The sequence below is a fragment of the Rhodococcus sp. W8901 genome (genome assembly GCF_013348805.1).
In the GTDB taxonomy this organism is placed as follows: domain Bacteria; phylum Actinomycetota; class Actinomycetes; order Mycobacteriales; family Mycobacteriaceae; genus Prescottella.
Genome location: NZ_CP054690.1, coordinates 3,121,995 through 3,148,093, shown reverse-complemented (window position 1 = coordinate 3,148,093; position 26,099 = coordinate 3,121,995). Strand labels below are relative to the sequence as shown.

The 26,099-nt window shown below is 68.1% G+C and carries 22 protein-coding genes; 13 read left to right on the top strand and 9 right to left on the bottom strand.

Going from position 1 to position 26,099, the window contains the following annotated elements; genetic code table 11:
- Positions 1-28: 28 nt before the first annotated feature.
- On the top strand, positions 29-481 hold the full coding sequence (locus HUN07_RS14810; protein WP_114722840.1) for a universal stress protein: 453 nt from the start codon (positions 29-31) through the stop codon (positions 479-481).
- 10 nt (positions 482-491) lie between these two features.
- Here the strand turns inward: HUN07_RS14810 and HUN07_RS14805 are convergent, their stop codons facing one another.
- Entirely contained in the window at positions 492-920 is a 429-nt protein-coding gene (locus HUN07_RS14805) for a DUF732 domain-containing protein (RefSeq protein ID WP_174910557.1), read from the bottom strand.
- A 119-nt stretch (positions 921-1,039) separates the two neighbouring features.
- Positions 1,040-3,265: a HelD family protein gene (locus tag HUN07_RS14800; protein ID WP_174914745.1), complete on the bottom strand. Its 2,226-nt coding sequence runs from the start codon at positions 3,263-3,265 to the stop codon at positions 1,040-1,042.
- Positions 3,266-3,497: 232 nt separating this feature from the next.
- On the opposite strand from HUN07_RS14800, the gene HUN07_RS14795 reads away from it, so the two are divergent.
- Complete coding sequence (locus HUN07_RS14795; protein ID WP_174910554.1) at positions 3,498-4,949, top strand: NAD-dependent succinate-semialdehyde dehydrogenase; 1,452 nt, start codon at positions 3,498-3,500, stop codon at positions 4,947-4,949.
- Positions 4,946-5,104 (top strand): hypothetical protein, encoded by a 159-nt coding sequence (locus tag HUN07_RS14790; RefSeq protein WP_174910551.1) that lies wholly within the window; start codon positions 4,946-4,948, stop codon positions 5,102-5,104. Before HUN07_RS14795 ends, HUN07_RS14790 begins: the two co-directional genes overlap by 4 nt.
- A 25-nt stretch (positions 5,105-5,129) precedes the next feature.
- Here the strand turns inward: HUN07_RS14790 and HUN07_RS14785 are convergent, their stop codons facing one another.
- The 3 genes from HUN07_RS14785 to otsB all read right to left on the bottom strand — a co-directional run bounded on the left by HUN07_RS14785 (position 5,130) and on the right by otsB (position 10,127).
- Positions 5,130-5,408 (bottom strand): DUF7218 family protein, encoded by a 279-nt coding sequence (locus tag HUN07_RS14785; protein ID WP_174910548.1) that lies wholly within the window; start codon positions 5,406-5,408, stop codon positions 5,130-5,132.
- A gap of 48 nt (positions 5,409-5,456) precedes the next feature.
- Positions 5,457-6,299, bottom strand: coding sequence for a DoxX family protein (locus HUN07_RS14780; protein WP_174910546.1), 843 nt, complete (start codon positions 6,297-6,299; stop codon positions 5,457-5,459).
- Positions 6,300-6,431: 132 nt separating this feature from the next.
- The gene (otsB, locus tag HUN07_RS14775) at positions 6,432-10,127 is read right to left on the bottom strand and encodes a trehalose-phosphatase (RefSeq protein WP_174910543.1); all 3,696 of its coding nucleotides are present in this window, start codon (positions 10,125-10,127) and stop codon (positions 6,432-6,434) included.
- 258 nt (positions 10,128-10,385) lie between these two features.
- Here otsB and HUN07_RS14770 point away from each other — a divergent pair, with 258 nt between their 5' ends.
- Complete coding sequence (locus HUN07_RS14770; RefSeq protein ID WP_174910540.1) at positions 10,386-11,258, top strand: alpha/beta fold hydrolase; 873 nt, start codon at positions 10,386-10,388, stop codon at positions 11,256-11,258.
- Positions 11,259-11,302: 44 nt separating this feature from the next.
- On the opposite strand, the gene HUN07_RS14765 is transcribed toward HUN07_RS14770, so the two are convergent.
- Positions 11,303-11,995, bottom strand: coding sequence for an MBL fold metallo-hydrolase (locus HUN07_RS14765; protein WP_174910537.1), 693 nt, complete (start codon positions 11,993-11,995; stop codon positions 11,303-11,305).
- A gap of 157 nt (positions 11,996-12,152) precedes the next feature.
- Here HUN07_RS14765 and uvrA point away from each other — a divergent pair, with 157 nt between their 5' ends.
- Positions 12,153-15,110 (top strand): excinuclease ABC subunit UvrA, encoded by a 2,958-nt coding sequence (gene uvrA / locus HUN07_RS14760; protein ID WP_174910534.1) that lies wholly within the window; start codon positions 12,153-12,155, stop codon positions 15,108-15,110.
- 451 nt (positions 15,111-15,561) lie between these two features.
- Here the strand turns inward: uvrA and HUN07_RS14755 are convergent, their stop codons facing one another.
- Both HUN07_RS14755 and HUN07_RS14750 read right to left on the bottom strand, forming a co-directional pair.
- Positions 15,562-15,984 (bottom strand): DUF1801 domain-containing protein, encoded by a 423-nt coding sequence (locus HUN07_RS14755; RefSeq protein WP_174910532.1) that lies wholly within the window; start codon positions 15,982-15,984, stop codon positions 15,562-15,564.
- Positions 15,985-16,052: 68 nt separating this feature from the next.
- Positions 16,053-16,430: a DUF1844 domain-containing protein gene (locus HUN07_RS14750; RefSeq protein ID WP_114722886.1), complete on the bottom strand. Its 378-nt coding sequence runs from the start codon at positions 16,428-16,430 to the stop codon at positions 16,053-16,055.
- A gap of 365 nt (positions 16,431-16,795) precedes the next feature.
- Here HUN07_RS14750 and infC point away from each other — a divergent pair, with 365 nt between their 5' ends.
- The 8 genes from infC (at position 16,796) to HUN07_RS14710 (ending at position 24,119) form a co-directional block, all read left to right on the top strand.
- Positions 16,796-17,446 (top strand): translation initiation factor IF-3, encoded by a 651-nt coding sequence (infC, locus tag HUN07_RS14745; protein ID WP_174914743.1) that lies wholly within the window; start codon positions 16,796-16,798, stop codon positions 17,444-17,446.
- Positions 17,447-17,500: 54 nt separating this feature from the next.
- Entirely contained in the window at positions 17,501-17,695 is a 195-nt protein-coding gene (gene rpmI, locus HUN07_RS14740) for a 50S ribosomal protein L35 (protein WP_114722851.1), read from the top strand.
- A 62-nt stretch (positions 17,696-17,757) separates the two neighbouring features.
- A complete protein-coding gene (gene rplT / locus HUN07_RS14735) occupies positions 17,758-18,147 on the top strand; it encodes a 50S ribosomal protein L20 (protein ID WP_174910529.1) in 390 nt (129 codons plus the stop codon).
- A gap of 23 nt (positions 18,148-18,170) precedes the next feature.
- Entirely contained in the window at positions 18,171-18,971 is an 801-nt protein-coding gene (locus HUN07_RS14730) for a TrmH family RNA methyltransferase (protein ID WP_174910526.1), read from the top strand.
- 104 nt (positions 18,972-19,075) lie between these two features.
- On the top strand, positions 19,076-20,146 hold the full coding sequence (gene pheS, locus HUN07_RS14725) for a phenylalanine--tRNA ligase subunit alpha (RefSeq protein ID WP_114722854.1): 1,071 nt from the start codon (positions 19,076-19,078) through the stop codon (positions 20,144-20,146).
- Between the two features lie 98 nt (positions 20,147-20,244).
- Positions 20,245-22,734: a phenylalanine--tRNA ligase subunit beta gene (pheT, locus tag HUN07_RS14720; protein ID WP_174910523.1), complete on the top strand. Its 2,490-nt coding sequence runs from the start codon at positions 20,245-20,247 to the stop codon at positions 22,732-22,734.
- Between the two features lie 67 nt (positions 22,735-22,801).
- Entirely contained in the window at positions 22,802-23,239 is a 438-nt protein-coding gene (locus tag HUN07_RS14715; RefSeq protein ID WP_174910520.1) for a PspA/IM30 family protein, read from the top strand.
- Between the two features lie 214 nt (positions 23,240-23,453).
- Positions 23,454-24,119 carry a DUF6891 domain-containing protein gene (locus HUN07_RS14710; RefSeq protein WP_174910517.1) on the top strand — a complete coding sequence of 222 codons (666 nt, stop codon included), beginning with the start codon at positions 23,454-23,456 and terminating at the stop codon, positions 24,117-24,119.
- Positions 24,120-24,422: 303 nt separating this feature from the next.
- Here the strand turns inward: HUN07_RS14710 and HUN07_RS14705 are convergent, their stop codons facing one another.
- Positions 24,423-26,093: an acyl-CoA dehydrogenase family protein gene (locus HUN07_RS14705; RefSeq protein WP_114722859.1), complete on the bottom strand. Its 1,671-nt coding sequence runs from the start codon at positions 26,091-26,093 to the stop codon at positions 24,423-24,425.
- Positions 26,094-26,099: the final 6 nt, after the last annotated feature.

Sequence of the window (26,099 nt, the reverse complement as noted above, 5' to 3'; positions counted from 1 at the left end):
TCGATCAACTGCACACATGGAGGAATGAATGACCGCCTACCGGACCGTCGTCGTCGGAACCGATGGATCGGATTCGTCGTTTCGTGCTGTCGACAAGGCTGCGGCTCTCGCGGGCGCTGCCGATGCGGAGTTGGTGATCGCGTGCGCGTACTACCCGGCCGATCCGAAGGACACGGAGGCGGCGCAGGACACGTTGCGTGAGGACGCCTACCAGGTGACTGGATCGGCGCCCACCTACGAGATTCTGCGAACCGCGCGCGAGCGGGCCGTCGCGGCCGGCGCGAAGAAGATCGTCGAACGCGCGGTCGTCGGTGCGCCGGTCGACTCGTTGCTCGCGCTCGTCGACGAGGTCGAGGCAGACCTTCTCGTGGTCGGCAACCGCGGACTCAACACCATCACCGGTCGCCTGCTCGGATCGGTGCCGTCCGACGCCGCACGCAAGTCGACGTCGGACGTCCTGATCGTGCACACCGTGCGCTGATCGGCCGCGTTCAGCAGAAGTCGGTGCGAGCGGCGCTCAGCAGCAGTTGCGCGGCGCTCTCGCCGGTCAGCGCACCGCCGGAGAGGCTGGCGGCATAGTCGCTCACCGGGCGGAGCTGTTCGAGGACCACCGAGTCGGGTGTGCCGGCGGCCAGCTGCCGGCACACCCCCTCGCCGACGGCGAACAGCGTCGGATCCGGGACCACCGGCGGAAACCCGCCAGCGAGGACCGCTCGCGCATAGCGGGCCGTGCGGGCGTCGGAAGCGGTCGTCGCGGGTTCCGACGCCGGTGTGGTCGTGACCGTTTCCGTTGCCGCCGCTGCGCTGTCGGAGGCTGCCGGCGCCCCACATGCGGTGACCGAGGATACGATCCCGACGGCTCCGATCACACCTGCCATCACCGAGCGCAGACCGCGTCGGAGCGAGGTCGGAGTGGACACGATTCTTCCCGTCTACTGGGCCGTCTGATGGGATCCGCCGTTGCATCGACGGCGCCGAGCGGCTCGGCGCCCTAGGCACCGTACCGCTTCGGTTCCGTCGGGGAGAGCCGGTTCGACGATCAGCTTCCGGAGATGACGATCGACGCGTCGAGGGGGCCCAGGACGGCCGGCAGAGGCCGTGCGTGCACGATGCCGAGTCGTTGCGTCGCACGCGTCAGTGCGACGTAGAGGTCGTTCAGTCCGCGCGGCGATTCGTCCAGCAGATCCTCGGGCTCGACGATGAGGACCGCGTCGAACTCGAGCCCCTTCGCGTCCTTGACCGTGAGGACGCTGACCGAATCCGACCGCAGGTCGGCGAGCTCCTCGACCAAGCGGTGTCCGGCGAGGACCGCCGTCAGTCCGGGTCCGGTCTCCTCGGCGACACGGCGTCGCACCGCATCGACGAGATCGGATTCGTCAACCTCTTCGGCCCACGGGGCGAACCCCGATTCGCGCACCGACCGCGGCACGGTCTGGCTCGGGTCGATCTCCTCGAGTACCCGGTGGGCCAGTTCCATGATCTCGGCGGGCGTGCGGTAGTTGACGGTGAGTTCGGTCAGTTTCCAGCGCTGCGCCACATAGGGGCCCAGGACGTCCTGCCACGACGAGCTGCCCGCCGGATCGCCGGTCTGTGCGGTGTCTCCGACGAGGGTCATCCACCGATTCGGGATGCGCCGCATGAGCATTCGCCACGCCATCTCCGACAATTCCTGCGCCTCGTCGACGATGACGTGTCCGTACGTCCAGGTCCGGTCGCCGGCGGCGCGCTCGGCCGTGGTCTGGTGATGGCCGCGATCCTGGCGTTCCGCGAGCTGGCTGGCGTCGATGAGGTCGTAGGCCATGAGGATCTCGGGGTCCAGATCATCCTCGAGGTCCTGCGGCGCGGAGCCGGTGAGGATGTCCAGCGCACCCTGTGCATCGGCGATCTGCGCCCGCCAGCGTCGCTGCGCGCGTTCGCGTTCCGCGGCGTCGTCGACACCGAGCAGTTCGGCCAGCTCGTCGAGAAGCGGAGCGTCTGCGTCGCTGAACCCGATGCCCTCGGTGCGGAGGAGGACCGCCCGCTCGTCTTCGGTGAGCTCGGGTGCCGCCGACGCCAACCGCTCGGGGGAGCGGAGCAGGTCCGTCAGCACCTGTTGCGGCGTCAGGTCGGGCCACAGTCCGTCGAGCGCCGACATGATCGACGGGTCCTCACGCATCTCGTCCCGCATGTCGGCGATGTCGTCGCGACTGAGCAGGTTGCCGCCGTCGACGATGTTGGCGCCGAGGGTGGCCCCGAGCTGATCGGCGAGTGCCTCGATGGCCGCGGACACGAAGATCGGACGCGCCAGGTTGTGCGGGCGCCTCGACGACCGGGCCCGTCCGCGGGCGCGGGTGACGATCTTGCGGTCCAGCGTGATCGGGTAGGTATCGAAGCGTAGTTCGATCGGCGCCGTCGGAACCTCCTGGCGGTCGCGAACCGCCTTCTTCAGCACGTCGATCATCGCGAGCGAGCCCTTGAGCGTGCCCGCATCGAGCGAATCCTCTCGGGTGGCCCGGACGCCGGGGTACAGGTCGCCGATCGTCGAGAGCAGTACGCCGGTTTCGCCGAGCGACGGCAGCACCTGGCTGATGTAGTCGAGGAACGTGGCGTTGGGACCGATGATGAGGACACCGGCCTTCTCGAGTTGCTGCCGATAGGTGTAGAGCAGGTACGCGGCCCGGTGCAGCGCCACCGCGGTCTTGCCGGTTCCCGGACCACCCTGAACCACGAGCACACTCTTGTGGGTCGACCGGATGATGGCGTCCTGCTCGCTCTGGATGGTCTCGACGATGTCGTGCATCTGGCCGGTCCGCGCGGCGTTGAGCGCGGACAACAGCGCGCTCTCGCCGGCGACACCACCGGCCCCCGCGCCGTCACCGTTCGCCTCGGCGGCGGCGAGGTCGAGGTACTCGTCGTTGATGGAGGTGACGGTCCGGCTGCGGCTGCGGATGTGTCGTCGCCGCGTCACCCCCTCGGGCGCCGCCGGAGTGGCGAGATAGAAGGGACGCGCGAGGGGAGCACGCCAGTCGAGCAGCAGGGTCTCGTAGTCGTCGGCCTCGTCGAGGATGCCGACGCGACCCACATACCGCGGCTCGTCGTCGACGTCGATGCGACCGAAACACAGACCGTTCTCGGCGGCGTCGTAGCGGGCGATGTCCTCGGTGTACATCTGGGTGAACGATTCGCGTTCGCTGCGAGCCTGCGGTGTCCCGCCGGTCTCGAGGAGAACCCGGCCGAGGCGGTTCGACGCGTATTCGCGGAGACCGTCGAGACGTTCGTAGAGCATCGTCACGTACCCCTGCTCGTGTTCGAGTTCGGGGTGCACACGGGCCTCGTCCGACAAGAGGTCTCCTAGGTTCGGGAACGGCAGAAAAGCGCCCAAGCAGTCTAGTGCGCCCGCTCGTCCGCCGCAGAATCCCAGGTGAGATCGGGCCGGTGTCGCGCCCGTCTGTGCTCGAGGCTTAGCGGACCGTGTTCGGGGGTACTGCTGTCGTAGCTGTCGAACAGAAGGAGAGGCCATGACCTCGACGAGCACGCAGCACACCGGCACATCCGGGCCCGGTGCAGGGCCGTTCCACACCGTCGACCCGTACACCGGCCGGACGATTGCCGAGTACCCGTATCTGGCCGGTGAACAGGTGGACGCGGTCGTCGACCGGGCGGCCGACGCCTTCGACGGGTGGCGCGCGCTGCCGGTCGAACGACGAGCGCAGGTCCTGACCCGTGCCGCCGAGCTGATGCGCGAACGAAAGGACGAACTGGCCGGACTCGTCACCCGGGAGATGGGCAAACTGATCGAAGAAAGCCGTGCCGAGGTGGACATCGCGGCGGACATCGTCGGCTACTACGCGCAGCGTGGTCCGGGCTTCCTCCGGTCGCGCAGCATCGACGTCGCGGACGGCACGGCGGAGGTGGTGAACGAGCCGATCGGGGTGCTCCTCGGAATCGAGCCCTGGAACTTTCCGCTCTACCAGGTCGCGCGGTTCGCGGCCCCCAATCTGCTCCTCGGCAACGTGGTGCTGCTCAAGCACGCCAGTTCGTGCGCGCAGACCGCTCACGAACTCGAGCGGTTGTTCTCCGACGCCGGTGCACCCGAGGGCGTCTACACCAACCTCTACCTGAACGTCTCGGACGTGGAACGTGTGATCGCGCACCCGGCGGTGCAGGGTGCTTCGCTCACTGGCAGCGAGGCTGCGGGGGCGTCGCTGGGGGAGATCGCCGGACGGCACCTCAAGAAGTGTGTCCTCGAACTCGGTGGCAGCGACCCGTTCGTCGTCCTCGACGCCGACGACCTCGGCGGCACCTTGGACGCCGCGGCGGCCGCCCGGATCCTCAACGCCGGTCAGAGCTGTGTCTCGGCGAAGCGGTTCATCGTCCCGGACGCGATCTGCGACGATTTCGTGGCCGGACTGGCCCGGCGTTTCGATGACCTCGTGGTCGGGGATCCGTCGGACCCGGGGACCACGCTGGCGCCGCTGTCGTCGGAGGACGCGGCACAGACACTGCTCGAGCAGATCGACGACGCCCTGGACAAGGGGGCCACCGTCGCGGCGGGTGGCGGCCGCCCCGAGAACCGTGGACCGGACGGACAGGGAGCCTTCGTCGAGGCGACGGTGCTCACAGATGTGACGCGCGGAATGCGTGCCTTCGAGGAGGAGTTGTTCGGTCCGGTCGCAGTGGTCTATCGCGTGGCCGACGAGGACGAGGCCGTGGAACTCGCCAACTCGACCCGATACGGGCTCGGTGGCGCCGTCTTCGGATCGGATCCTGATCGCGCCCGCGCGGTCGCGGACCGGATCGGCAGCGGCATGGTGTGGATCAACCGCCCCACTTCGACCGAACCGGAACTGCCGTTCGGCGGCGTCAAGAGTTCCGGATTCGGGCGGGAGTTGGGCGACCTCGGATTGTTCGAGTTCGCAAATCGGAAGCTGATCCGCACGGCGCCGGCGGAGAATGGCCCGCGCGGGTGACCGGCTCGGATCGGGAGGCCGTCGAACCCGCGGATGTGGCGCGGCTGGGCGAGCTCGCGCCGGGCGGTCAGGCGGCGCCGCCGGCGTCGGCGCTCGTCCGTGTCACGTTGGACAAGGACCTGCGCGACGACCTTCTCACCGCCCATCCGACGTGAGTTCGCTTCCCGGTACTTGCGGGCGTCAGTGGTTGCGGAGCTCGGAGATCAGTTCGGACTTGTTCATCGACGAGTATCCGGTGATTCCGAGTTCCTTGGCACGCTCCCGCAACTCGTCGACGGTGCGGTCCTCGTAGTTCTCGGCCTTGCCACCTTTGTGGCCCACCGAGGACCTGCCCTCGTTCGCGCTGGCGTTGGAGATCCGCGCTGCCTTCTCCTTGGATTCGCATTCGTCCCTGAGCTTTTCGTACAGCTCCGGGTCCTTCAGATGCGGGTCCGAATCGTTCGCGCGATTCGTGGGCATCGTCATCACCTCGCTTGACGGTGTGAGTTTCCGAGCCGGTGTGCTGGGTCAGTCCTGGAGTTCGGCGGCCTTCGCCCGCGCGGTGGCAAGTGCCCGCTCGGCCTGCTTCCGTGCCCGCCGGCTCAGAACCTCACCCTGCTCGCTGGCCGTCGCGGCCCACTCGGTGCCGCGCTCGCGGGCAAGCTGGGCGAACTCGGTGCCGCGCTCCTTGGCCAACTCGGCGAGCACGGGCCCCCGTTCACGGGCGACCTCGGTGAGTTCGGTGCCACGCTCCCTGGCGAGGTGTGCAAGCACCGCGCCGCGCTGACGGGCGGCGTCGAGCAGTTCACCGCTGCGTTCGCCGGCCTGTTCTGCCGCGGTCCGCGCTCGGTCCGACACGACGGCCAGGGCGTGGTCGGTCTCGCCGTTGGTCGAGACGGCGTCAGCGACCTTGGCCTGCGCCTTTCGGGCCGCCCGACGTCCGCGCCACCCGAGCGACGGTTTGCCCTCGGTGTCGACGGCCGCGATCAGTAGCCCACCGAGCATCGTCATGTTCTTGAAGAACTGCATGCGTTGCATCGCGCGCTGCTGCGGATCGTCGACGTTCCAGAAGTCGTGTCCGGCGAGCGTCGTCGGGACCAGTGTTCCGGCGAGGACGAGCGACGACGCACGTGGCGCCTTGCCGAGCGCCAGCATCGCGCCGGCACCGATCTGGACCGCGGCGTTGATCTTCACGAGGGTTTCAGGGTCGGACGGGACCCGCTGGGTCACCGCGGCCGGCAACGTCTCGACACTCTTCTCCAGAAACGGGCCGGCGGCCTGCGCTTTCGGTGCCGGGCTTCGCAGGGAATCGATTCCACCGGCGATGAACACGGTGGACAGTAACGGGCGGGCAATTCGGCGAACGATCATGGACGGCCTCCCAACCTAGGTTCGACTTCCACCGTATCCAGACTGCTCCCATCCGGCATGGAAAGTCGGCGGCCGCCGGGCGGGTTCGGTTGTCGCCGAGCACCTGTTTACCGGGTTCTCCAGCGTGCGGGCTCAACTCAATGTGACAGTGGATCCTGGATGAAGTTCCGCCACCCGGCCGCGGCACTCGATCTCGATCGCAGGCTGGGTGCCGGCCCCAGCGCTGACCTGCACCCGTCGCCCACTGATTTGCACCAGCAGACGGTGCCCGCGGTAGAAGACGGGAAACTCCAGTGTGCCGAGGGATTCGGGCCAGAGCGGGGAGAACACGAGTCGATCACCGCGGGTCTCCAGCCCGGAGAAGCAGCGTTGGACCAGATCGACACTGCCGGCCATCGCGGCGAGGTGGATACCCTCCGACGTAGTACCACCCTGGATGTCCGCGATATCCGATTTGAGTACTCGGTCGAAGAACTCCATTGCCTGGCTCCGATTCGCTCGAGCCAACACCCACGAGTGGACGACGCTGCTCAGCGTCGAGCCGTGCGTCGTGCGCGTCAGGTAGTAGTCGATGGTCCGGGGGATGTTCTCGCCGGGGAACTCGTATCCAAGTCCTTCGAGCAGCTCGCGTAGCTCGTCGGCGGACAGCAGGTAGAACAGCATGAGGACGTCGGCCTGCTTGGAAGCGCGATAGCAGTTGACGTCGTCGCCCTCCGCCTCGAGGATGCGGTCGAGGCGCTGGATGTCAGGGTAGCGCCGGCGGTAGCGTTCCCAATCCAGTTCGGCCAGCTGGCCGTACCCCTCGAACTGGCTGATGACTCCGTCGTGGAAGGGGACGAACATTCTGCGACTGACCTCCTTCCAACGGGCGATCTCCTGTGTGTGCAGTCCCAGGGCTTGCATCAGATCCGACCGGATCTGCAACGGGAGCAACTCGAGTGCCTCGATAGCTCGCAGAAGTACCCAGACCGACATGACGTTGGTGTACGCGTTGTTGTCCACACCGTCGAAGGGCGCCCCCGGGTAGCCGGAGTGGAACTCGTCGGGGCCGATGACGCCGCGGATCGTGTACCGGCCGCGTGCCCCGTCGTACGACGCGAGCCCGGCGTAGAAGCGGGCGATCTCCATCAGCATCTCGGCGCCGAAAGCGATGAGAAACTCCAGGTCGCCGGTGACTTGGTAGTACTGCCACACGTTGTAGGCAATGGCGATTCCGACGTGGTGCTGGCGTCGGCTCGGGTCTGGGATCCAGCGACCGGAGATCGGGTTGAGGTGTAGCTGCTGACTCTCCTCACGGCCGTCGCTGCCCGACTGCCACGGGAACATGGCGCCTGTTCGGCCTGCCTCGATCGCCGCCCTCCTTGCCTCCCTCAGACGCCGGTGGCGGTAGCGGAGCAGCGACCGGGTCAAAGTCGGTAGGCGCAGGTTGAGCACCGGAAAAACGAAAAGTTCATCCCAGAAGATGTGACCCCGGTACGCCTCTCCATGGAGCCCGCGCGCAGGCACGCCGGCGTCCAGGTCTGCAGTGTTGGGGGAGACTGTCTGCAGCATCTGGAGAAGGTGAAGCCGGACGATCCGCAGAGCGTGACCGTGGCCCTCGAGCTCGATACCCACGCTGTCCCACAGGTGCGCCCAGGCCATGACGTGGCCGTCGAGCACTGCGTCGAATCGGGGGAGACGGTCGAGCCAGCGGATGGCGGCGTCCCCCGGTTCGGACGTCGCATGATCGTGGCCGGTGAAGACCGTCACCATCTTCTCCAGCGTCACCGGCTCACCCGATGCGGCTTCGACGGCGATGTCGTGCCCGATTCGACCGTCGACGTCGAGGCGGCGCGACACGGACTCGACGCGCTCGTGATCGCGCCACACCGTGCTCCTGGCCGCCATCGCCACCGGTATCCGCGATTTATTGGTCTGCACCACCAACAGCACCGTGTCGTCCGAGACGGCGGTGGCGTGCATCGGTGTCAGGTGCTTGCCGTCGAGACGCCGATAGCGCTCGACGAGGGTGTTCTGGACTGCTCCGTCCAGAGCCGATCGGAATTCGATTCGGCCGGACCAGTTCTCGGGCACGATCGTCGTCTCGAGCGCACACGCGTGCGGGAAGTGCATGGCGACGAATCGCCGCTGGACGACGGACGTGACCCGGCCGGCCTCGTCCCGGAATCGGAACCTCCGGGTCAGAACCGCACGGCGCAGATCGAGGTACTGGCGATACTCGAGCAGGTCGGATGTGTCGATGTCGAACCACTGCCCATCCTCGATCCGGAACGTCACGGGGAGCCAGTTCGGCAGGTTCACCATGCTCTCGTTCTCGATCAGGTTTCCCCCGATGTCGTCCCGCAGACGGTTGAAGACTCCCGCAGCGTAGGTGCCCGGATAGTGCACGACGCCGGCGGCGGTTTCGGGTGCACACCCTCGGGTCGCGAAGTATCCGTTGCCGACGGCGCACATGACCTCGCGCAGCTTCTCGGTGGATGGGTCGTACCCCTCGAAGAACACCGTCCACGGGTCTCCTGGTGGCGGCGTCGTCGATGGATCGCTGCCCAGCAGGTCCGCCAGTCGTTGCAGTAGTTCGCGTACCTCCTCCGGGCTGTCCACCGAGAACTGCGCCGCCGACCGCCGATCCCCGTGCTCGCCGTGGCGGACCACGATCCCGACCCCGGTATCGGCTACGGCGTCGAATGCGTCTTCGTCGGTGAGGTCGTCGCCGACGAACACCGGTAGCAGCTCCGTTGCGCCCTCGATGTGCTCGAGCACCCAGAGGAGGGCCTGCCCCTTGTCCCAGTCGACATCGGGCTGGAGCTCGGTCACCATGCGTCCGTTCGAGATTCGGAGGCGGCTTTCGCTGGCCGCGACCTCGTGTACCGCGGCGACGACCTCTTCTACCCGGTCGGACTCGACGTTTCGGTGGTGCACCGCCACACCGAAACGTTTGTGTTCCACAAGAATTCCGGGAACGGCACCGATGCGTTTGCGCAGAGCTTCGGCGACCCGCTCGAGGTCGGCGACAGCTGCCGAGGCCGCCTCGTTCCGGTAGTACTGTCCATCTGGTCCGGTGAGCTCGAACCCGTGGCTGCCCGCGTACCAGATTCCCGGCACACCGACCCGCGCCTGGATGTCGGACAGGTCGCGGCCGCTGATCACTGCAAGCGGGCAATAGCGTGCCAACCTGGTGAGTTCCGTCGTCATCCCCGCGACCGGGACAGCCGCCGCGGGATCATTCACGATGGGTGCCAGGGTGCCGTCGAAGTCGAGAAATACGGCTGGGCGCCGGGTCCGCAGGATGGCGGACGCCTGGTGCCGTGAGGTCAGAGCATTGGGGATCTCCGACATACGGCGGTCGTGGGTGCGGATGCCGATCTGGTCCGTCTCTGCCACCACCACATTCGCGCCGGCACGGTGCAACTCTGCAGAGCGGCTGTCGGGAGCCACTCCAATCACCAGTGCGAATCCAGCGCTGCGTGCCGCGCTGGCACTCGCCGCGGAGCCGACGATCACCGCGGCGCGGGCGGGAGGGCTGCCGAGTCGGCGGGCTGCCGCGGCCGGCGCGGGCGGCGTGGCCCCGCCGGTGGTCGCGGTGTCGGTCCCGACCGAGACCAGGTCGCCGAGCCCGCCGGAATCCAGGACCTGCGCCCAGCGGGGCCCGGACGAAACCACCGCAGTGCCGACTCCGATGGCTTGTAGCCCTCGGACAAGGGCGACGGTGGATTCGAGCGCTGTGGTCTGGTCCGTGCCGACAGCGGACTCACGCCGTGGCGGTGTGACGCCGTCGAAATCGACGATCACCGCGTCGATACGACGCGGGTCGATCTCGAAGCGCGTCATCGCCGACTGGGCTCTCGTGACGTGTCCATGGCCGTCTGCTCCCCGATCGCCGGCGCCCACTGTCGAGGGCGTCTCGTCGATGAACCAAACCTACGCCGTTCGCATCCGCCCGATGGTGTTCTTGCCGAACTTCGGATCGACCGGCAGCCGGTCCCCGAGCACCCGGGGCCCGACCGGTTTCGTGGCGGCCCTGGTCGTCGCGTCCGATCCGCTTGTAGGTTGGGATGCGTCGGCTGACCCAGCTACGGAAGGGCGACAATGCCGCAATACGAGCTCGAGTCCGTAGTTTTCCACAAGGACGTTCTCGCATACGTCGACCTCGGCGAGGGCCCGCCTGTGATCCTCGTGCACGGACTGCTCGGCTCGCACAAGTCGTGGGGTCCGCAGATCGACATGCTCGCCGAGAAGTACCGTGTCGTTGCGCCTGACCTGTTCGGGCATGGCGACTCGGACAAGCCGCGCGGTGACTACTCGCTCAGCTCTCACGCCGCGACAGTGCGTGATCTCATGGAATGCCTGAAGATCGCATCGGCGCCACTGGTGGGCCACTCGCTCGGCGGTGGAATCGTCATGCAGATGGCGTACCTCTTTCCCGAGCGGGTAGAGCGATTGTGCCTGGTGAGCAGCGGTGGACTCGGCCCCGAGGTGAGCACGTATCTCAAGGCGGCGACATTGCCGGGCAGTGAGTTGGTACTGCCGATTCTCGCGTCCGGCTGGGTGCGCCGAAACACCGAGTCCGCGCTCCGGCACTTGGGTCGCCTGGGTCTGCCCGTGCAGCCGAGCCCCAGTGCCGTCGAGACATGGCGCTCGCTGGGCACCGTTGCCGACAAGGCCACCCGGGAAGCGTTTCTGGCGTCCGTCCGTGCGGTCGTGGGTCCGCGCGGCCAAACCGTCAGCGCGAAGCAGCACTTTCCGCGGTTCGAAACTCTGCCTGCCATGCTCGTCTGGGGCGGCAAGGACACGATGATTCCAGCGCACCACACGGAGAATGTTCGACAGGAAGTGCCGAACAGCCGGATCGAGATCTTCCCCGACGCCGGTCACTTCCCGCATCTGGACGAGCCCTACCGCTTCTGCCGGGTCCTGGAGCAGTTCCTGCGAGCCGGTACCGAAGACGCATCGAAGGGCTGATCGGCGTACGCCCGACTACCCACCCGGCGCGGAACCGGGGGCGGTCACCAGCCCCGTTCGCGCCATTCCTGGAGATGCGGACGCTCGGCGCCGAGGGTGGAGTCCTTGCCGTGGCCGGGGTAGAAGACGGTGTCGTCGGGGAAACGGGCGAACAGCTTGGTCTCGACATCGTCCATCAGCGACGTGAACCGCTCGGCGTCCGGGGTCTTGCCGACGCCGCCCGGGAACAGCGAGTCTCCGGTGAACAGGTGGACGCGGCCGCCGTCGTTCTTCTCGGTCAGGGCGAGCGTGATCCCACCTGGCGTGTGCCCGGCCAGATGGATCACCTCGAGCGTGAGATCGCCCACCGTCACGAGGTCGCCGTCGTTCAGCGCACGCGAGGGGGTGACGGAGAGGATCTCCGAGTCCAGCGGGTGCGCCGCGGTGGGAACACCAGTGCCGCCGGCGACCTCGGCGAGCGCGAACCAGTGGTCGTGGTGCTGGTGGGTCGTGACGATCAGCTCGAGCTGGGGCGCCTGCTGCGCGATGAGCGCCGCGATCCGCTCGGCGTCGTTCGCCGCGTCGATGAGCAGCGACTTTCCGGTCTCGGAACACGTGACGAGGTACGTGTTGTTGTCCATCGGGCCCACCGACATCTTGACGATCGTCGCGCCGGGCACGGTACGACGCTGGGCGCCCGAGGCCTCGGACAGGTCGCCGGTGTAGTCGTCGTCGATGATGATGCGCTGCTGCTCCATGATCGGGAGGCTACCGTCGAATCGGGGCGTTGCGGATCGCCGCCGCCGATCACCGGGAAATCTGCTGGTCGGGGAGTTTGTCGGTGCCCACGCCTACCATGGGCTGCGCCCGGACGAGTGTGTCCGCGCCAAGGTCGAAACCGAGAAGGGACTACGTGTGGCGGATCGCCTGATCGTGCAAGGTGCGCGTGAGCACAATCTGCGAGGGATCAATCTCGATCTGCCCCGGGACAGCCTCATCGTCTTCACGGGTCTGTCGGGCTCCGGCAAGTCCAGCCTCGCGTTCGACACGATCTTCGCCGAGGGGCAGCGACGATACGTCGAATCGCTGTCCGCGTACGCGCGTCAGTTCCTCGGCCAGATGGACAAGCCCGACGTCGACTTCATCGAGGGCCTGTCGCCCGCGGTGTCGATCGATCAGAAGTCGACCAACCGCAACCCGCGGTCGACCGTCGGCACCATCACGGAGGTGTACGACTACCTGCGCCTGCTGTATGCGCGCGCGGGTTCCGCGCACTGCCCGGTCTGTGGCGAGCAGATTGCGCGGCAGACGCCGCAGCAGATCGTCGACCAAGTCCTCGAGATGGAGGAGGGTACCCGCTTCCAGGTGCTCGCACCGGTGGTCCGTACCCGTAAGGGCGAGTTCGTCGACCTGTTCGAGCAGCTCAACTCGCAGGGCTACTCGCGGGTGCGGGTCGATGGTGTGGTTCATCCCCTCACCGATCCTCCGAAGCTGAAGAAGCAGGAGAAGCACGACATCGAGGTGGTCGTCGACCGCCTGACCGTCAAGGCGAGCTCCAAGCAGCGGCTCACCGACTCGGTCGAGACGGCGCTGCGCCTGGCCGAGGGCATCGTCGTGCTCGACTTCGTCGATCGCGACGAGAATGCGTCCGATCGCGAACGCCGGTTCTCGGAGAAGCTCGCGTGCCCCAACGGCCACCCGCTGGCGATCGACGACCTCGAGCCGCGCTCGTTCTCCTTCAACTCGCCGTACGGCGCTTGCCCGGAGTGCACGGGGCTCGGGATCCGGAAGGAGGTCGACCCCGACCTGGTGGTCCCGGATCCCGAGCTCTCGCTCGAGGACGGCGCCATCGCGCCGTGGTCGATGGGGCAGAGTGCCGAGTACTTCGGGCGCCTGCTGTCCGGGCTCGGCGACATCATGGGCTTCGACATGACCACGCCGTGGAACAAACTCCCGGCCAAGGCGCGCAAGGCGATCCTCGAGGGGAGCACCGAGCAGGTCCACGTCAAGTACAAGAACCGCTACGGCCGCACCCGCTCGTACTACGCCGAGTTCGAGGGCGTCATGCCGTTCCTGCACCGTCGGCTCGAACAGACCGAGTCGGAGCAGATGAAGGAGCGCTACGACGGCTACATGCGCGACATCCCGTGTCCCGCGTGCAACGGCGCCCGCCTGCGGCCGGAGATCCTCTCCGTCACGATCGCGTCAGCGACGTACGGCAAGAAGTCGATCGCGCAGGTCTGCGAGCTGTCGATCGCGGACTGCGCCGCCTTCCTGAACAGCCTCACCCTCGGTTCCCGCGAGGAGGCCATCGCCGGTCAGGTCCTCAAGGAGGTCCAGGCGCGGCTCGGATTCCTGCTCGACGTCGGACTCGAGTACTTGTCGCTGGCCCGCGCGGCCGGGACGTTGTCGGGCGGCGAGGCCCAGCGCATCCGGTTGGCGACGCAGATCGGTTCCGGCCTCGTCGGTGTCCTGTACGTGCTCGACGAGCCGTCCATCGGTCTGCACCAGCGCGACAACCGGCGACTCATCGAAACCCTGACGCGTCTCCGCGACCTCGGAAACACGCTCATCGTCGTCGAGCACGACGAGGACACCATCCGCACGTCCGACTGGGTCGTCGACATCGGACCGCTCGCGGGTGAGCACGGCGGCCGGGTGGTGCACAGCGGTACCTACAAGGAACTACTGACCAACCAGGAATCGCTCACCGGTGCGTACCTCTCCGGTCGCAGCACCATCGACGTGCCGGCCGTGCGTCGGGTCGTCGACCGTAAGCGTCAGGTCACCGTGGTCGGCGCTCGCGAGAACAATCTCAAGGGCATCGATGTGAGCTTCCCGCTGGGCGTGCTCACCTCGGTCACCGGCGTCTCTGGTTCGGGGAAGTCGACACTGGTCAACGACATTCTCGCGACTGTGATGGCCAACAAGCTCAACGGTGCCCGTCAGGTGCCCGGCCGGCACACCCGGATCAACGGGCTCGACCAGCTCGACAAGCTGGTGCAGGTCGACCAGTCGCCGATCGGTCGCACGCCGCGGTCCAACGCAGCCACGTACACCGGCGTGTTCGACAAGATCCGGACCCTGTTCGCCGCCACCACCGAGGCGAAGGTGCGTGGCTACCAGCCGGGCCGGTTCTCGTTCAACGTCAAGGGCGGTCGCTGCGAGGCGTGCTCGGGCGACGGCACCCTGAAGATCGAAATGAACTTCCTGCCCGACGTCTACGTTCCGTGCGAGGTGTGTCACGGCGCTCGGTACAACCGCGAGACGCTCGAGGTGCACTACAAGGGCAAGACAATCGCCGAGGTCCTCGACATGCCGATCGAGGAGGCCGCCGAATTCTTCGAACCGGTGACGTCCATCCACCGGTACCTGAAGACGCTCGTCGAGGTCGGCCTCGGCTATGTCCGGCTGGGGCAGCCCGCGCCCACCCTCTCCGGTGGCGAGGCGCAGCGGGTCAAGCTCGCCGCCGAACTGCAGAAGCGGTCGACGGGCCGCACCGTGTACGTGCTGGACGAACCGACCACCGGCCTGCACTTCGAGGACATTCGAAAGCTGCTCAAGGTCGTGGGTGGGCTCGTGGACAAGGGCAACACGGTGATCGTGATCGAGCACAACCTCGACGTGATCAAGACCTCCGACTGGATCGTCGACATGGGACCCGAAGGTGGTTCCGGTGGCGGGACGGTGGTCGCGGAGGGAACTCCGGAAGCTGTTGCGGCAGTGTCGGAGAGTTACACCGGTCGGTTCCTGAAGGAAGTTCTGGAAACGCCATCCGCGGCCGGCAACGGGGCGGCGGCGCCCAAGGCGGCCGCCTGCAAGGCTGGAGCGGCGCCCCGCAAGCGGGTGAAGAAGGCCGCCGCCGTCGGATAGAACGGCGCGACTCCGTCGCCGAGGAACCGTGGCGCGGTCTCGAGACACGAACGGCGGTGGGGACCGAGGTCCCCACCGCCGTCAAGCTGTCAGCCGACGCTCGATCAAGCGGGCTGCTGCTGGCCCGATCCGCCGGCCAGGGAGCCCCGCAGTGTCGTGATGTCGAAGTGCCCGCCGCTGAGCGCACCGAGCAGGCCGCCGAGGATGGTGGAGATGGATCCCATGGGTAGCTCCTTCGGTTCTGCCCTCGAGGCTCGAGGGCCCAGTGGGGGAGGGTATATGATCTCGATCACACGAGGTGGACGCTACCAATGTGACGGGCGTTACGGGTGTGACGTCCGCTGACCGATTCTTCGTGTTGCGCCGAATCGGTTCGGCGGCCCGCTGGAATTGAGCGTTTGACCAGTTCGCGCGGGCCGCATGTATGAAAGCGCCGCCCGGCGACGGGCTTTCAGTTCTCGTCGAGTTCGCGACCTGCAGTCACCGAACGTGCGATCAGGTCGACCAGGGTCGCTGTGTCGACTCGATCGAGGCGGGTCACGTACAGGCAGCCCTTGCCCAGCTTGTGAGGACCCAGGCCTGCCAGAGCGGCGGCCTCGGCGTCGAAGTCGAGGGTCAGGTACAGAGTCAGCGCAGAGGCGCGGGGGGAGAAGCCGATCAGGGGCGTCCGGCCCGATCGGCCGCTCGCATACCGGTAGGACCGCGTGCCGAAGCCCACGATGCTCGTGCCCCACATCGTCGCCGGCGCCCCGGTCGCCGACTCCATCAGAGACCGCAGCTCGAGTGCGTCGGCCCGCCGGGTCGGATCCGCGACCTTGTCGAGGAACTCTGCGACGCTCGCGTCGGTTGCCTGGGTCTTGTTCGTTGCGGCCATGTGTGCAGGTTAGGGCGCGTGCCGTGTCGGCGACCGGGTGTCGGTGCCGGCCGGGGGCCGGCGGGTGCTCAGTAGACCGGTCCGGTGTACTTCTCGCCCGGGCCCTTGCCGGGCTCGTCGGGGTGCGCCGACGCCTCGCGGAAGGCGCGCTGGAGGGCCTGCAGGCCCTCGCGGATCGGGCCGGCGTGCGGGCCGAGGTACTCGACCGAGGCGGTGACCAGTCCGGCGAGTGCGGTGATCACGCGGCGTGCTTCGTCGAGGTCGAGGTGGGGGCTGTTGTCCGGGTCCGCGTCCGACAGGCCGAGCTTCTCGGCGGCCGAGCTCATCAGCATCACGGCGGCGCGGCTGATCACCTCGATCGCGGGAACCTCGGCGAGTTCGCGAACGTCGTCGAGATCGTCCTCGGCGTGCTGGACGGAATCGGCCGGATCGGGGTTCTGCGTCATGGTGAAGAGGATTCCATCCGCGTGCGGGGGCCGCCGCGACAGGGTGACGCGGGCGGGCGCGATTCGATCGGCGTCTCGATGGGTGCTACGCTGTTCGTCACGACCGCCCTCGGCCTCGGCCAGGGCAGCAAAGTGGAGTCCGACTCCCACCTCTGCGCGGCGCCGTCAGGTGCAGTTCAGTGGTCCGGTCGCCGCACGGATCAGTGCTGATCGTTCAGATCGGTTCCCGAGCGGCTCCTTCGATCTCACGAAGGGACGGCAGGCCCGAAATCTCGGGGCTGGTGTGTGACCGGTCGACATCGGGCCCCGCACGGCGACTCTGTCGCTGACGCGGGGCTTTCTTGTTGGGGTAGAGGGCGCACGGGCTGCGGCGCGGTCACCGGACTGCACCGCTCAACCTAGGAGGCCCCATCAGCACTGAGACCCGCATCAACGATCGCATCCGCGTTCCCGAGGTTCGCCTCATCGGACCCGGCGGTGAACAGGTTGGGATCGTGCGTGTTGAAGATGCGCTCCGCGTCGCCCTCGAGGCAGACCTCGACCTCGTCGAGGTGGCTCCCGATGCCCGTCCGCCGGTCTGCAAGATCATGGACTACGGCAAGTTCAAGTACGAGACGGCGCAGAAGGCGCGCGAATCGCGCAAGAACCAGCAGCAGACCGTCATCAAGGAGCAGAAGCTCCGCCCGAAGATCGACGATCACGATTACGAGACCAAGAAGCGGAACGTCATTCGCTTCCTCGAGGCCGGATCCAAGGTCAAGGTCACGATCATGTTCCGTGGTCGCGAGCAGTCTCGACCCGAGCTCGGGTTCCGTCTGCTGCAGCGTCTCGGCGCCGACGTCGCCGACCTCGGTTTCGTGGAGACCTCCGCGAAGCAGGACGGTCGAAACATGACGATGGTGCTGGCCCCGCACAAGGGTGCGAAGACGCGCGCGAAGGCACAGGAAGGCGCCCAGGCCGTTCCGCCGAAGCCGGCGACCGGTGACGGTGGCGCTGCTCCCGCGCCGAGCAGCTAGCCAGACCACTTCACGCAAGACCGAAGTACAGAGAACACAAGAACTGAGGACTCCATGCCCAAGTCGAAGACCCATAGCGGCACCGCGAAGCGATTCAAGGTGTCCGGTAGCGGAAAGATCCTGCGCCAGAAGGCCGGACGTCGCCACCTGCTCGAGCACAAGAGCTCCCGCGTGACCCGTCGCCTCGATGGCAAGGCCGTCGTCGCCGACAGCGATGCTCCTCGCATCAAGCGCCTGCTCGGCATCTGAGCTCTTCCCCTACTGACCACACGGGGCAGCACCAGCGCCCCGAAGATTGACAGGATTTTGCAGTGGCACGCGTAAAGAGGGCAGTCAACGCCCAGAAGAAGCGTCGTTCGATTCTCGAGGCCTCGAGCGGCTACCGCGGACAGCGTTCGCGCCTGTACCGCAAGGCCAAGGAGCAGCAGCTCCACTCGATGACCTACGCCTACCGTGACCGTCGCGCGCGCAAGGGCGACTTCCGGAAGCTGTGGATCGCGCGTATCAACGCTGCGGCTCGCGCCAACGACATCACCTACAACCGCTTCATCCAGGGCCTCAAGGCTGCGGGTGTCGAGGTCGACCGCAAGATCCTCGCCGAGCTCGCCGTCTCCGACGCCGAGGCGTTCGCCGGCCTGGTCGCGGTCGCGAAGGCTGCTCTGCCGGCAGACGTCAACGCTCCGGCCGGAGAAGCGGCCTGAGTCAGCAGTTCCGGGATCGACCCGTGGATCCGTTCACCGAACGGACTCCACGGGTCGTTTCTGCTGTCAAGCTCCTGCGCGGCGCAGAGCGCAGGAAGGCGGGCCGGTTCCTCGCCGAGGGTGAGAACGCGGTCACCGAGGCGCTCGCGTCCGTGCCGGTGCACGAGCTCTTCTTCACCGCGAACGCGGCCGCGCGATACCCCGATCTGATCGAGAAGGCGCGCGTCGCGGGCGTCCGCAGCTCGCTCGTCACCGATCGTGCGATCCGTGCCCTGAGCGACACCGTCACCCCGCCGGGTGTCGTCGCGGTCTGCGATCTGCTGGACATGCCGCTGGACGCCGCGCTGTCCTCCACGACACGCCTGCTGGCGGTGCCGGTGGCGATCGGTGAACCCGGCAACGCGGGCACCGTCATCCGGGTGGCCGACGCGGTGGGCGCCGACGCGGCGATCCTCGCCGGCGACAGCGTCGACCCGCACAACGGCAAGTGTGTGCGCTCCTCCGCCGGGAGTCTGTTCCACCTGCCGATCGTGCGCGAGCGGAACACCGACGTGGTGCTGGACACGCTGTCGGGCGCCGGCATCCAGATCCTCGCGACCGCCGCCGACGGTGAGGTCGACCTCGACGAGGCCGACGACCTGCTGGCCCGTCCCACGGCCTGGTTGTTCGGCAACGAGGCGCACGGACTCGATCCCGCGGTCGCGGCGCGGGCCGATCACCGTGTGCGGATCCCCATTCGCGGGCGCGCCGAGAGCCTCAACCTCGCGACGGCCGCCTCCATCTGCCTGTACGCCAGCGCGCGCGTCCAGCATCGGGACTCGTGACCGGTCTTCGAACTCGTTCGAATCGTCCTGGGGCAATCGCCTAGGATTCGAGTGTTGTGCTCGCGCGCGCTATATCCATCGATAGACAAGGAGTTGCACCGGTCGTGGCCAAGAATGAGGGCGTAGCCCCGCCGACTGTCGATGCGAACGCGCTCACCGAGGAGGCGCTCGCCGCCGCGGCGCTCGCGGCAGAGGAGGCCTTCGCGGCCGCCGCGGACCTCGATGCGCTCGCCAAGGCGAAGATCGAACACCTCGGTGACAAGGCGCCGATCGCGCTCGCGAAGCGTGGTCTGGGCGCGCTGCCCGGCAACGAGCGGGCGGACGCCGGCAAGCGCGTCAACGTCGCGCGTACCCGGGTCACGACCGCCTTCGATGCGCGCCGTGAGGTGTTGCTCGCCGAGCGCGACGCCGCCGTGCTGGTCGCGGAGGCCATCGACGTCACCCTGCCGTCGGATCGTCGTCCGGCGGGTGCGCGGCACCCGATCACCATCATCTCGGACCAGATCGCCGACGTGTTCGTCGCGATGGGCTGGGAGGTCGCCGAGGGTCCCGAGGTCGAGACCGAGCACTTCAACTTCGACGCGCTGAACTTCCTGCCCGATCATCCGGCGCGCACGATGCAGGACACTTTCCACATCGCTCCGCCGAACTCGCGCCAGGTGCTCCGTACGCACACCTCGCCGGTGCAGGTGCGCACGATGCTCCAGCGCGACGTGCCGATCTACGTCGTCTGTCCGGGCCGCACGTTCCGCACCGACGAACTCGACGCCACCCACACCCCGGTGTTCTCGCAGGTCGAGGGTCTCGCCGTGGACAAGGGCCTGACGATGGCGAACCTGCGCGGCACGCTGGATGCGTTCGCCCGCGCGCTGTTCGGCCCGGAGACTCGGACGCGTATGCGCCCCAACTACTTCCCGTTCACCGAGCCCTCCGCGGAGGTCGACGTGTGGTTCCCGAACAAGAAGGGCGGCGCCGGCTGGGTCGAGTGGGGCGGCTGCGGCATGGTGAACCCGAACGTGCTGCGCGCGTGCGGGATCGACCCTGACGAGTACTCCGGTTTCGCGTTCGGTATGGGTCTCGAGCGGACCCTGCAGTTCCGCAACGGCATCCCGGACATGCGGGACATCGTCGAGGGCGACGTGCGATTCACGCTGCCCTTCGGTGTGCAGGCATGAGGCGTGGGGCCTGCGGAATGCCCAGAGGACATGAGCGGCGTGGAGCATGCGGAACGCCCAGAGAACACAGACTTCACGAGCGAGAGAGCTGAGAAGACGTGCGAGTAGCGCAATCGTGGCTGACCGAGATCCTGCAGCGGGCGACCCCCGAGTGGCAGGTGAGCGCCGAGGAACTGGACGCCGGGTTCGTCCGCGTCGGTCTCGAAGTCGAGGAGGTCGACACCCTCGAGCCGGTATCCGGTCCGCTGGTGGTGGGTCGTGTCCTGGAGATCACCGAACTCACCGAGTTCAAGAAGCCGATCCGCTTCTGCAAGGTCGACGTCGGTGCCGACGCGCCGCAGGAGATCGTCTGCGGTGCACGCAACTTCGCCGAGGGCGACCTGGTCGTCGCGGCCCTGCCCGGCGCCGTGCTGCCCGGTGGCTTCGCGATCGCGTCTCGTAAGACGTACGGCCAGGTGTCCAACGGCATGATGTGCTCGGCGTCCGAGCTGGGCATCGGTAAGGACCACTCGGGGATCCTGGTCCTCGAGCCGGGCACCGCCGAGCCGGGTACCGACGCCAACGAGCTGCTCGGTCTCGACGACACGATCATCGAGCTCAACATCACCCCGGACCGCGGCTACTGCTTCTCGGTCCGCGGTCTGACCCGTGAGCTCGCGTGTGGGTTCGACCTCGAGTTCGCCGACCCGGCCGTCGTCCCTGCGCTGCCCGCCGAGGGCGGCGAGGCGTGGCCGATCGAGCTGCAGCCCGAGTCGAAGGCCACCCGGTTCACGGCGCGCCGGATCACCGGCATCGACCCCAAGGCCGTCAGCCCGTGGTGGCTGCAACGGCGACTGCTGCTGTCGGGCGTGCGTCCGATCTCCCCGGCCGTCGACGTCACCAACTACGTCCTGCTCGAGCTCGGCCAGCCGCTGCACGCGTTCGACGCCGCGAAGGTCGACGGCGGTCTCGTCGTCCGCCGTGCCGAAGCGGGGGAGAAGCTGACCACCCTCGACGGTGTGGAGCGCGCCCTCGACGCCGAGGACGTCGTCATCGCCGACAACTCCGGCGCGATCTCGCTCGCCGGTGTCATGGGTGGTGCGAGCGCCGAGGTCCACGACGGCACTACCGACATCCTGCTGGAGTCGGCGACGTGGGATCCGCTGGCGGTGTTCAAGACCGCGCGCCGTCACAAGCTGACGAGCGAGGCCAGCAAGCGCTACGAGCGGATCGTCGACCCAGCGGTGGCACTGCCGGCACTCGATCGCGCGGCCGCGCTCCTCGTGGAGATCGCGGGCGGCACCATCGAGCCCGTCCTCAGCGATGTCGGCGGCGTGACCCCGGCGGGTCGGATCCGCATGGACATCGATCTGCCGGACCGCGTCGCGGGCGTGACCTACCCGAACGGCACCGCCGCACGTCGTCTGACGCAGATCGGCTGCACCGTCGAGGTCGGCGTCAGCGAGACCGGACACGGCCAGTTGGTCGTGACCCCGCCGTCGTGGCGTCCCGACGTGGCACAGCCCGCCGACCTGGTGGAGGAGGTGCTGCGCCTCGAGGGTCTCGAGCAGATTCCGTCGGTGCTGCCGCAGGCACCCGCGGGCCGGGGACTGACCCCGCAGCAGCGTCGTCGCCGCGCCGTCGGACGCACCCTGGCGGCGTCCGGGTACGTGGAGATCCTGCCGCCGGTGTTCCTGCCGCACGCGGTGTTCGACACATGGGGACTCGACGCCGACGACCCGCGTCGCAACACCTCCAAGGTGCTCAACCCGCTCGAGTCGGATCGCCCCGAACTGGCCACCACGCTGCTGCCCGGCATGCTGGAGGTCTTGGCGCGCAACACCTCTCGCGGCCAGCGCGACCTGGCGCTGTACGGCATCGCGCAGGTCGTCGAGCCGGGTCCGGACACCAAGCCGGTCGAGGCGCTCCCGGTGGACCGTCGTCCCACCGACGAGCAGATCGCCGAACTGCTGAAGTCGCTGCCGGCGCAGCCGCTGCATGTGGCCGTCGTCCTGGCGGGTCAGCGGGAGCCGTCCGGTCCCTGGGGCACAGGTCGCGCCGCCGACGCGTCGGACGCGTTCGCCGCGGTCCGCACGATCGCCGACGCCGCCGGCGTCACGGTGGAACTGCGTGCCGCGCAGTACCTGCCGTGGCATCCGGGTCGCTGCGCCGAGGTGCTGTTCGACGGCGCCGTCGTCGGCCATGCCGGTGAGCTGCATCCGGCGGTGCTCGAGCGTGCAGGTCTCCCGGCGCGGACGTGCGCGGTGGAGGTCGATCTCGACGCCCTGCCGATCGCCGAGGTGCTGCCGTCGCCGCGGGTGTCGCCGTTCCCGGCCGTCCTGCAGGACGTCGCGGTGGTCGTCGACAAGTCGGTGCCGGCCGCGGACGTCGAGGCCGCGCTCCGCTCGGGTGGCGGCGAGCTGCTCGAGGACATTCGCCTGTTCGACGTGTTCGAGGGCGAGCAGGTGGGCGAGGGCCGCAAGTCGCTGGCGTTCGCGCTGCGCTTCCGTGGCGCCGATCGCACGCTGACCGAGGACGAGGCCAGCGCGGCACGTGACGCAGCCGTCGCTGCCGCTGCGGATTCGGTGGGAGCCGTGCTCCGCGGCTGATATCGGAGATCGACCGACGAGGGGCTCCTCTCGGTAGCCTGGAAGGTGCTATCGGGAGGAGTCCCTCATGGTCGATATGGACGAGACACTCGCGCACCTGCGTGGCCTCGACGACGTCCAGTTGCTGGCCGTCGTGCTCGCGGCGACGACGGCTCGCCCCGGACTGGCACCGGTGCACGCGGCCGCCGCCGCGCTCTCCGCGGGCGGCGGCTACACGCCCGACATCCCGCCGGACCCGTCCCGGCCCACCGCTCCACCGGAGGTTCCGCCCCCGATGACGATGGGCACCGCCGCGACTCCGTCGCCCGATTACACCGACGGCGGCGTCCCGACGTTCGATCGTGTCCGCGACAGGATCGAGGACCGCTTCGGGACCGCGCTGGGCTCGGAGGAGCTCGAGCGGGACAGCCAGGTCGGCCGCGACCTCGACGAGCAGTGGCAGGCGCGGGAGAAGGCCGCCCACGACCGGCTCGACGAGATCCGCCGGTCCATGAAGAACGAGTAGCCGAAGGCCGGGTCGTGGTCGACGGGCGGCCGACGCCGCGAAGCCGATCGTCGACCTCGATGTCGTTGCGCCTGGCGTCAACTGGATCGCGTCGGTGGCGGTCAGCTCAGTCGGCGCGTGTCGCGGCCTGCGTACCGATCTGTCGGTCGACGGAGCTACCATCGTCGCTGCCTGGTGATTCGCCCGGTTCCGCTCGTTGTATGGAGGTGGCGCTGTGAGCGCGTTGTCGAATCCGAACGCGATCCCGCCCTACGCCGTCCTTCCCGACCTGCCCCTCGACGAGGACGGCCGTGCCGAGGTGACCCGGCAGATCTGGGATCAGCTGATCTCCGGCCGAGGTGACGCCGACGATTTCATCGACTTCTACGGCGACGACTACGACCTCACCGAGGAGCAGCTCGGGGCGGCGTTCGCCGCGCTCCGCACCGCCCGGCTGCGCCAGCAGACGGAGATCGGCGCGTACACCTCCCGCACGATCGCCGCGTTCGAGGAGCTCAATGCCAACGGTGTGGTCGCCCGCGCGGACTTCTCCTGCTGCGGCAGCTGTGCGTCCGGCGAGATCTGGGGCGAGCGCGACGACAGCCGCCACTGGACGGGTTACGTGTACTTCCACCAGCAGGACACCGACCGTCTCGTCGAGGCCGGGGAGACCTACATCGGTTACGGCGCGTTTCCGCCGGAGAACTTCGATGAGGCCGCCTACGACGCGCTCAGCGAAGACGCGAAGGAAGACCTCTACGCGGCCGAGGTGACGCGCCTGCTCGGCGACGTGGTGTTCCCCGTCCTGCGGCGGCACGGTATCGAGCCGGAATGGAATCGGGACCTGGGCACGCGGGTGCTGCTCACGAATGCCGACTGGTACGCCCCGATCGAGGCATAGCGGCGGCGAGGTCGCGGAACATCTGCGTGGCGCGCTCGGACTGTGACCAGCCGAAGCAGGCGTAGATGATTGCCCTTCCGATGCTGTAGTCGGTGAGACGTCCCTCGAGGCTCGTGTCTGCGCCGAGTTGCTCGTCGTTGGGTGCGCCGGGGCCGTTGAGCGGCGGGAAACCTCGTCGAACCAGGCGCTTCACGACTCGACCGGTGGCTCTCGAGTGCGTTCGACGTCTGGCTCACCGGTGCCGCCGCCCCAGCCGCGGTGATTCCGGGCTGGGGCTGCGGGGCGTGACTGGGGTGGGCGGGGTCAGTGGCGCTCGAGGATCGCCGCGAAATCGGTTCCCGCGGGGAGAGTTCCGTACTCGAGATCGCGATCGGCGCCTAGGCGGGCGGTGATGAAGGCCTCCGCGACGGCGGTGGGGGCCTCGCGCAGCAGCAGCGAACCCTGGAGACCGAGAGCCATGGCCGCCGCGACCGGGCGTGCCCGGAACTGGGCGGTGGCGGGGTCGAGGGTCGCGAGTTCGGCGAGCATCGCGCGGACTCGATCGAGGTGCGCATCGAACACCGACGAGGCGCCGCGTGCGAGGTTCAGTTCGGCGTCGAAGGCCTGCACCGACTCCGGTTCGCGGGTCATCGCGCGCAGCACGTCGAGCGCGATGACGTTGCCCGATCCCTCCCACACCGCCATCACCGGCTGCTCCCGGAACCGGCGCGCCAGGGGGAACGCCTCGGTGTAACCGTTACCGCCCAGGCACTCGAGGGACTCGTACGCGTGGTGCGGTCCCCGCTTGCAGATCCAGTACTTGCTGACCGCGGTCGCTAGCCGGCGGAATGCCTTCTCCGACTCGGATGCATCGTCGTCGTGGGCGCGGGCCAGGCGCAGCGCGGTCGCCGTCGCGGCCTCGGACTCGAGTGCCAGATCGGCGGCCACCGCCGTCATCGCCGGCTGATCGACGAGCGTCGCACCGAACGCGGACCGGTGCCGGACGTGCCACAGCGCCTCGGCCACCGATTGCCGCATGCCCGCGGTCGACCCGTAGACGCAGTCGAGCCGGGTGCGGGAGACCATCTCGATGATCGTGCGCACGCCGCGGCCGGGTTCGCCGACGAGGTGACCGATCGTGTTGTCGAGTTCGATCTCCGACGATGCGTTCGACTTGTTGCCGAGCTTGTCCTTGAGCCGTTGGATGCGGAACACGTTGCGGGTGCCGTCCTCGAGGACTCGCGGCACCAGGAAGCACGACAGCCCCTCGGGTGCGTTGGCGAGGACGAGGAACGCGTCGGACATCGGTGCGGAACAGAACCACTTGTGTCCGGTGAGCAGGTAGGTGCGATCGGCGAGGGGCTGTGCGGTCGTCGTGTTGGCGCGGACATCGGAGCCGCCCTGCTTCTCGGTCATCGCCATGCCGAACAGCACGCCGGGCTTGTCGCCGGGCGCCGCGAGGGCGCCGTCGTAGCCGCGCGAGTACAGGCGGGGCAGCCAGCGCTGGGCGAGTTCCGGTTCGAGCATCAGCGACGGCACCGCCGAGTGCGTCATCGAGATCGGGCACGCGTGTCCGGGCTCGACCTGCGCGAAGAGCATGAACGTGGCGGCGCGGGCGACGTTCGCCCCGGCGCGCGGCTCCGCCCATGCGGCGGTGTGCGCACCGTGCTCGACGGCCGCCGAGATCACCCGGTGGTACGCGGGGTGGTACTCGACCTCGTCGATGCGGTGGCCCCAGCGGTCGTGCGAGTGCAGACGCGGAATCTCGGTGTTGGCGAGCTCGGCGGCGTGCTGGAACTCGGCGGTGCCGACGAGTGCGCCCACCTCCGACAGGTGCTCCGCGGACCAGCCGGCGTCGTAGCGTGCGATGCCCTCGACGAGTGCCTTGTTGGCGGTGAACTCGTTGACGTCGATCCGCGGTGGTGCCTGGTTGAACACCTCGTGCGTGCGATGTCCACCGGGCGCAGTGTTCGTGGAGTCCTGTGTTGTCGTCATTTCCTA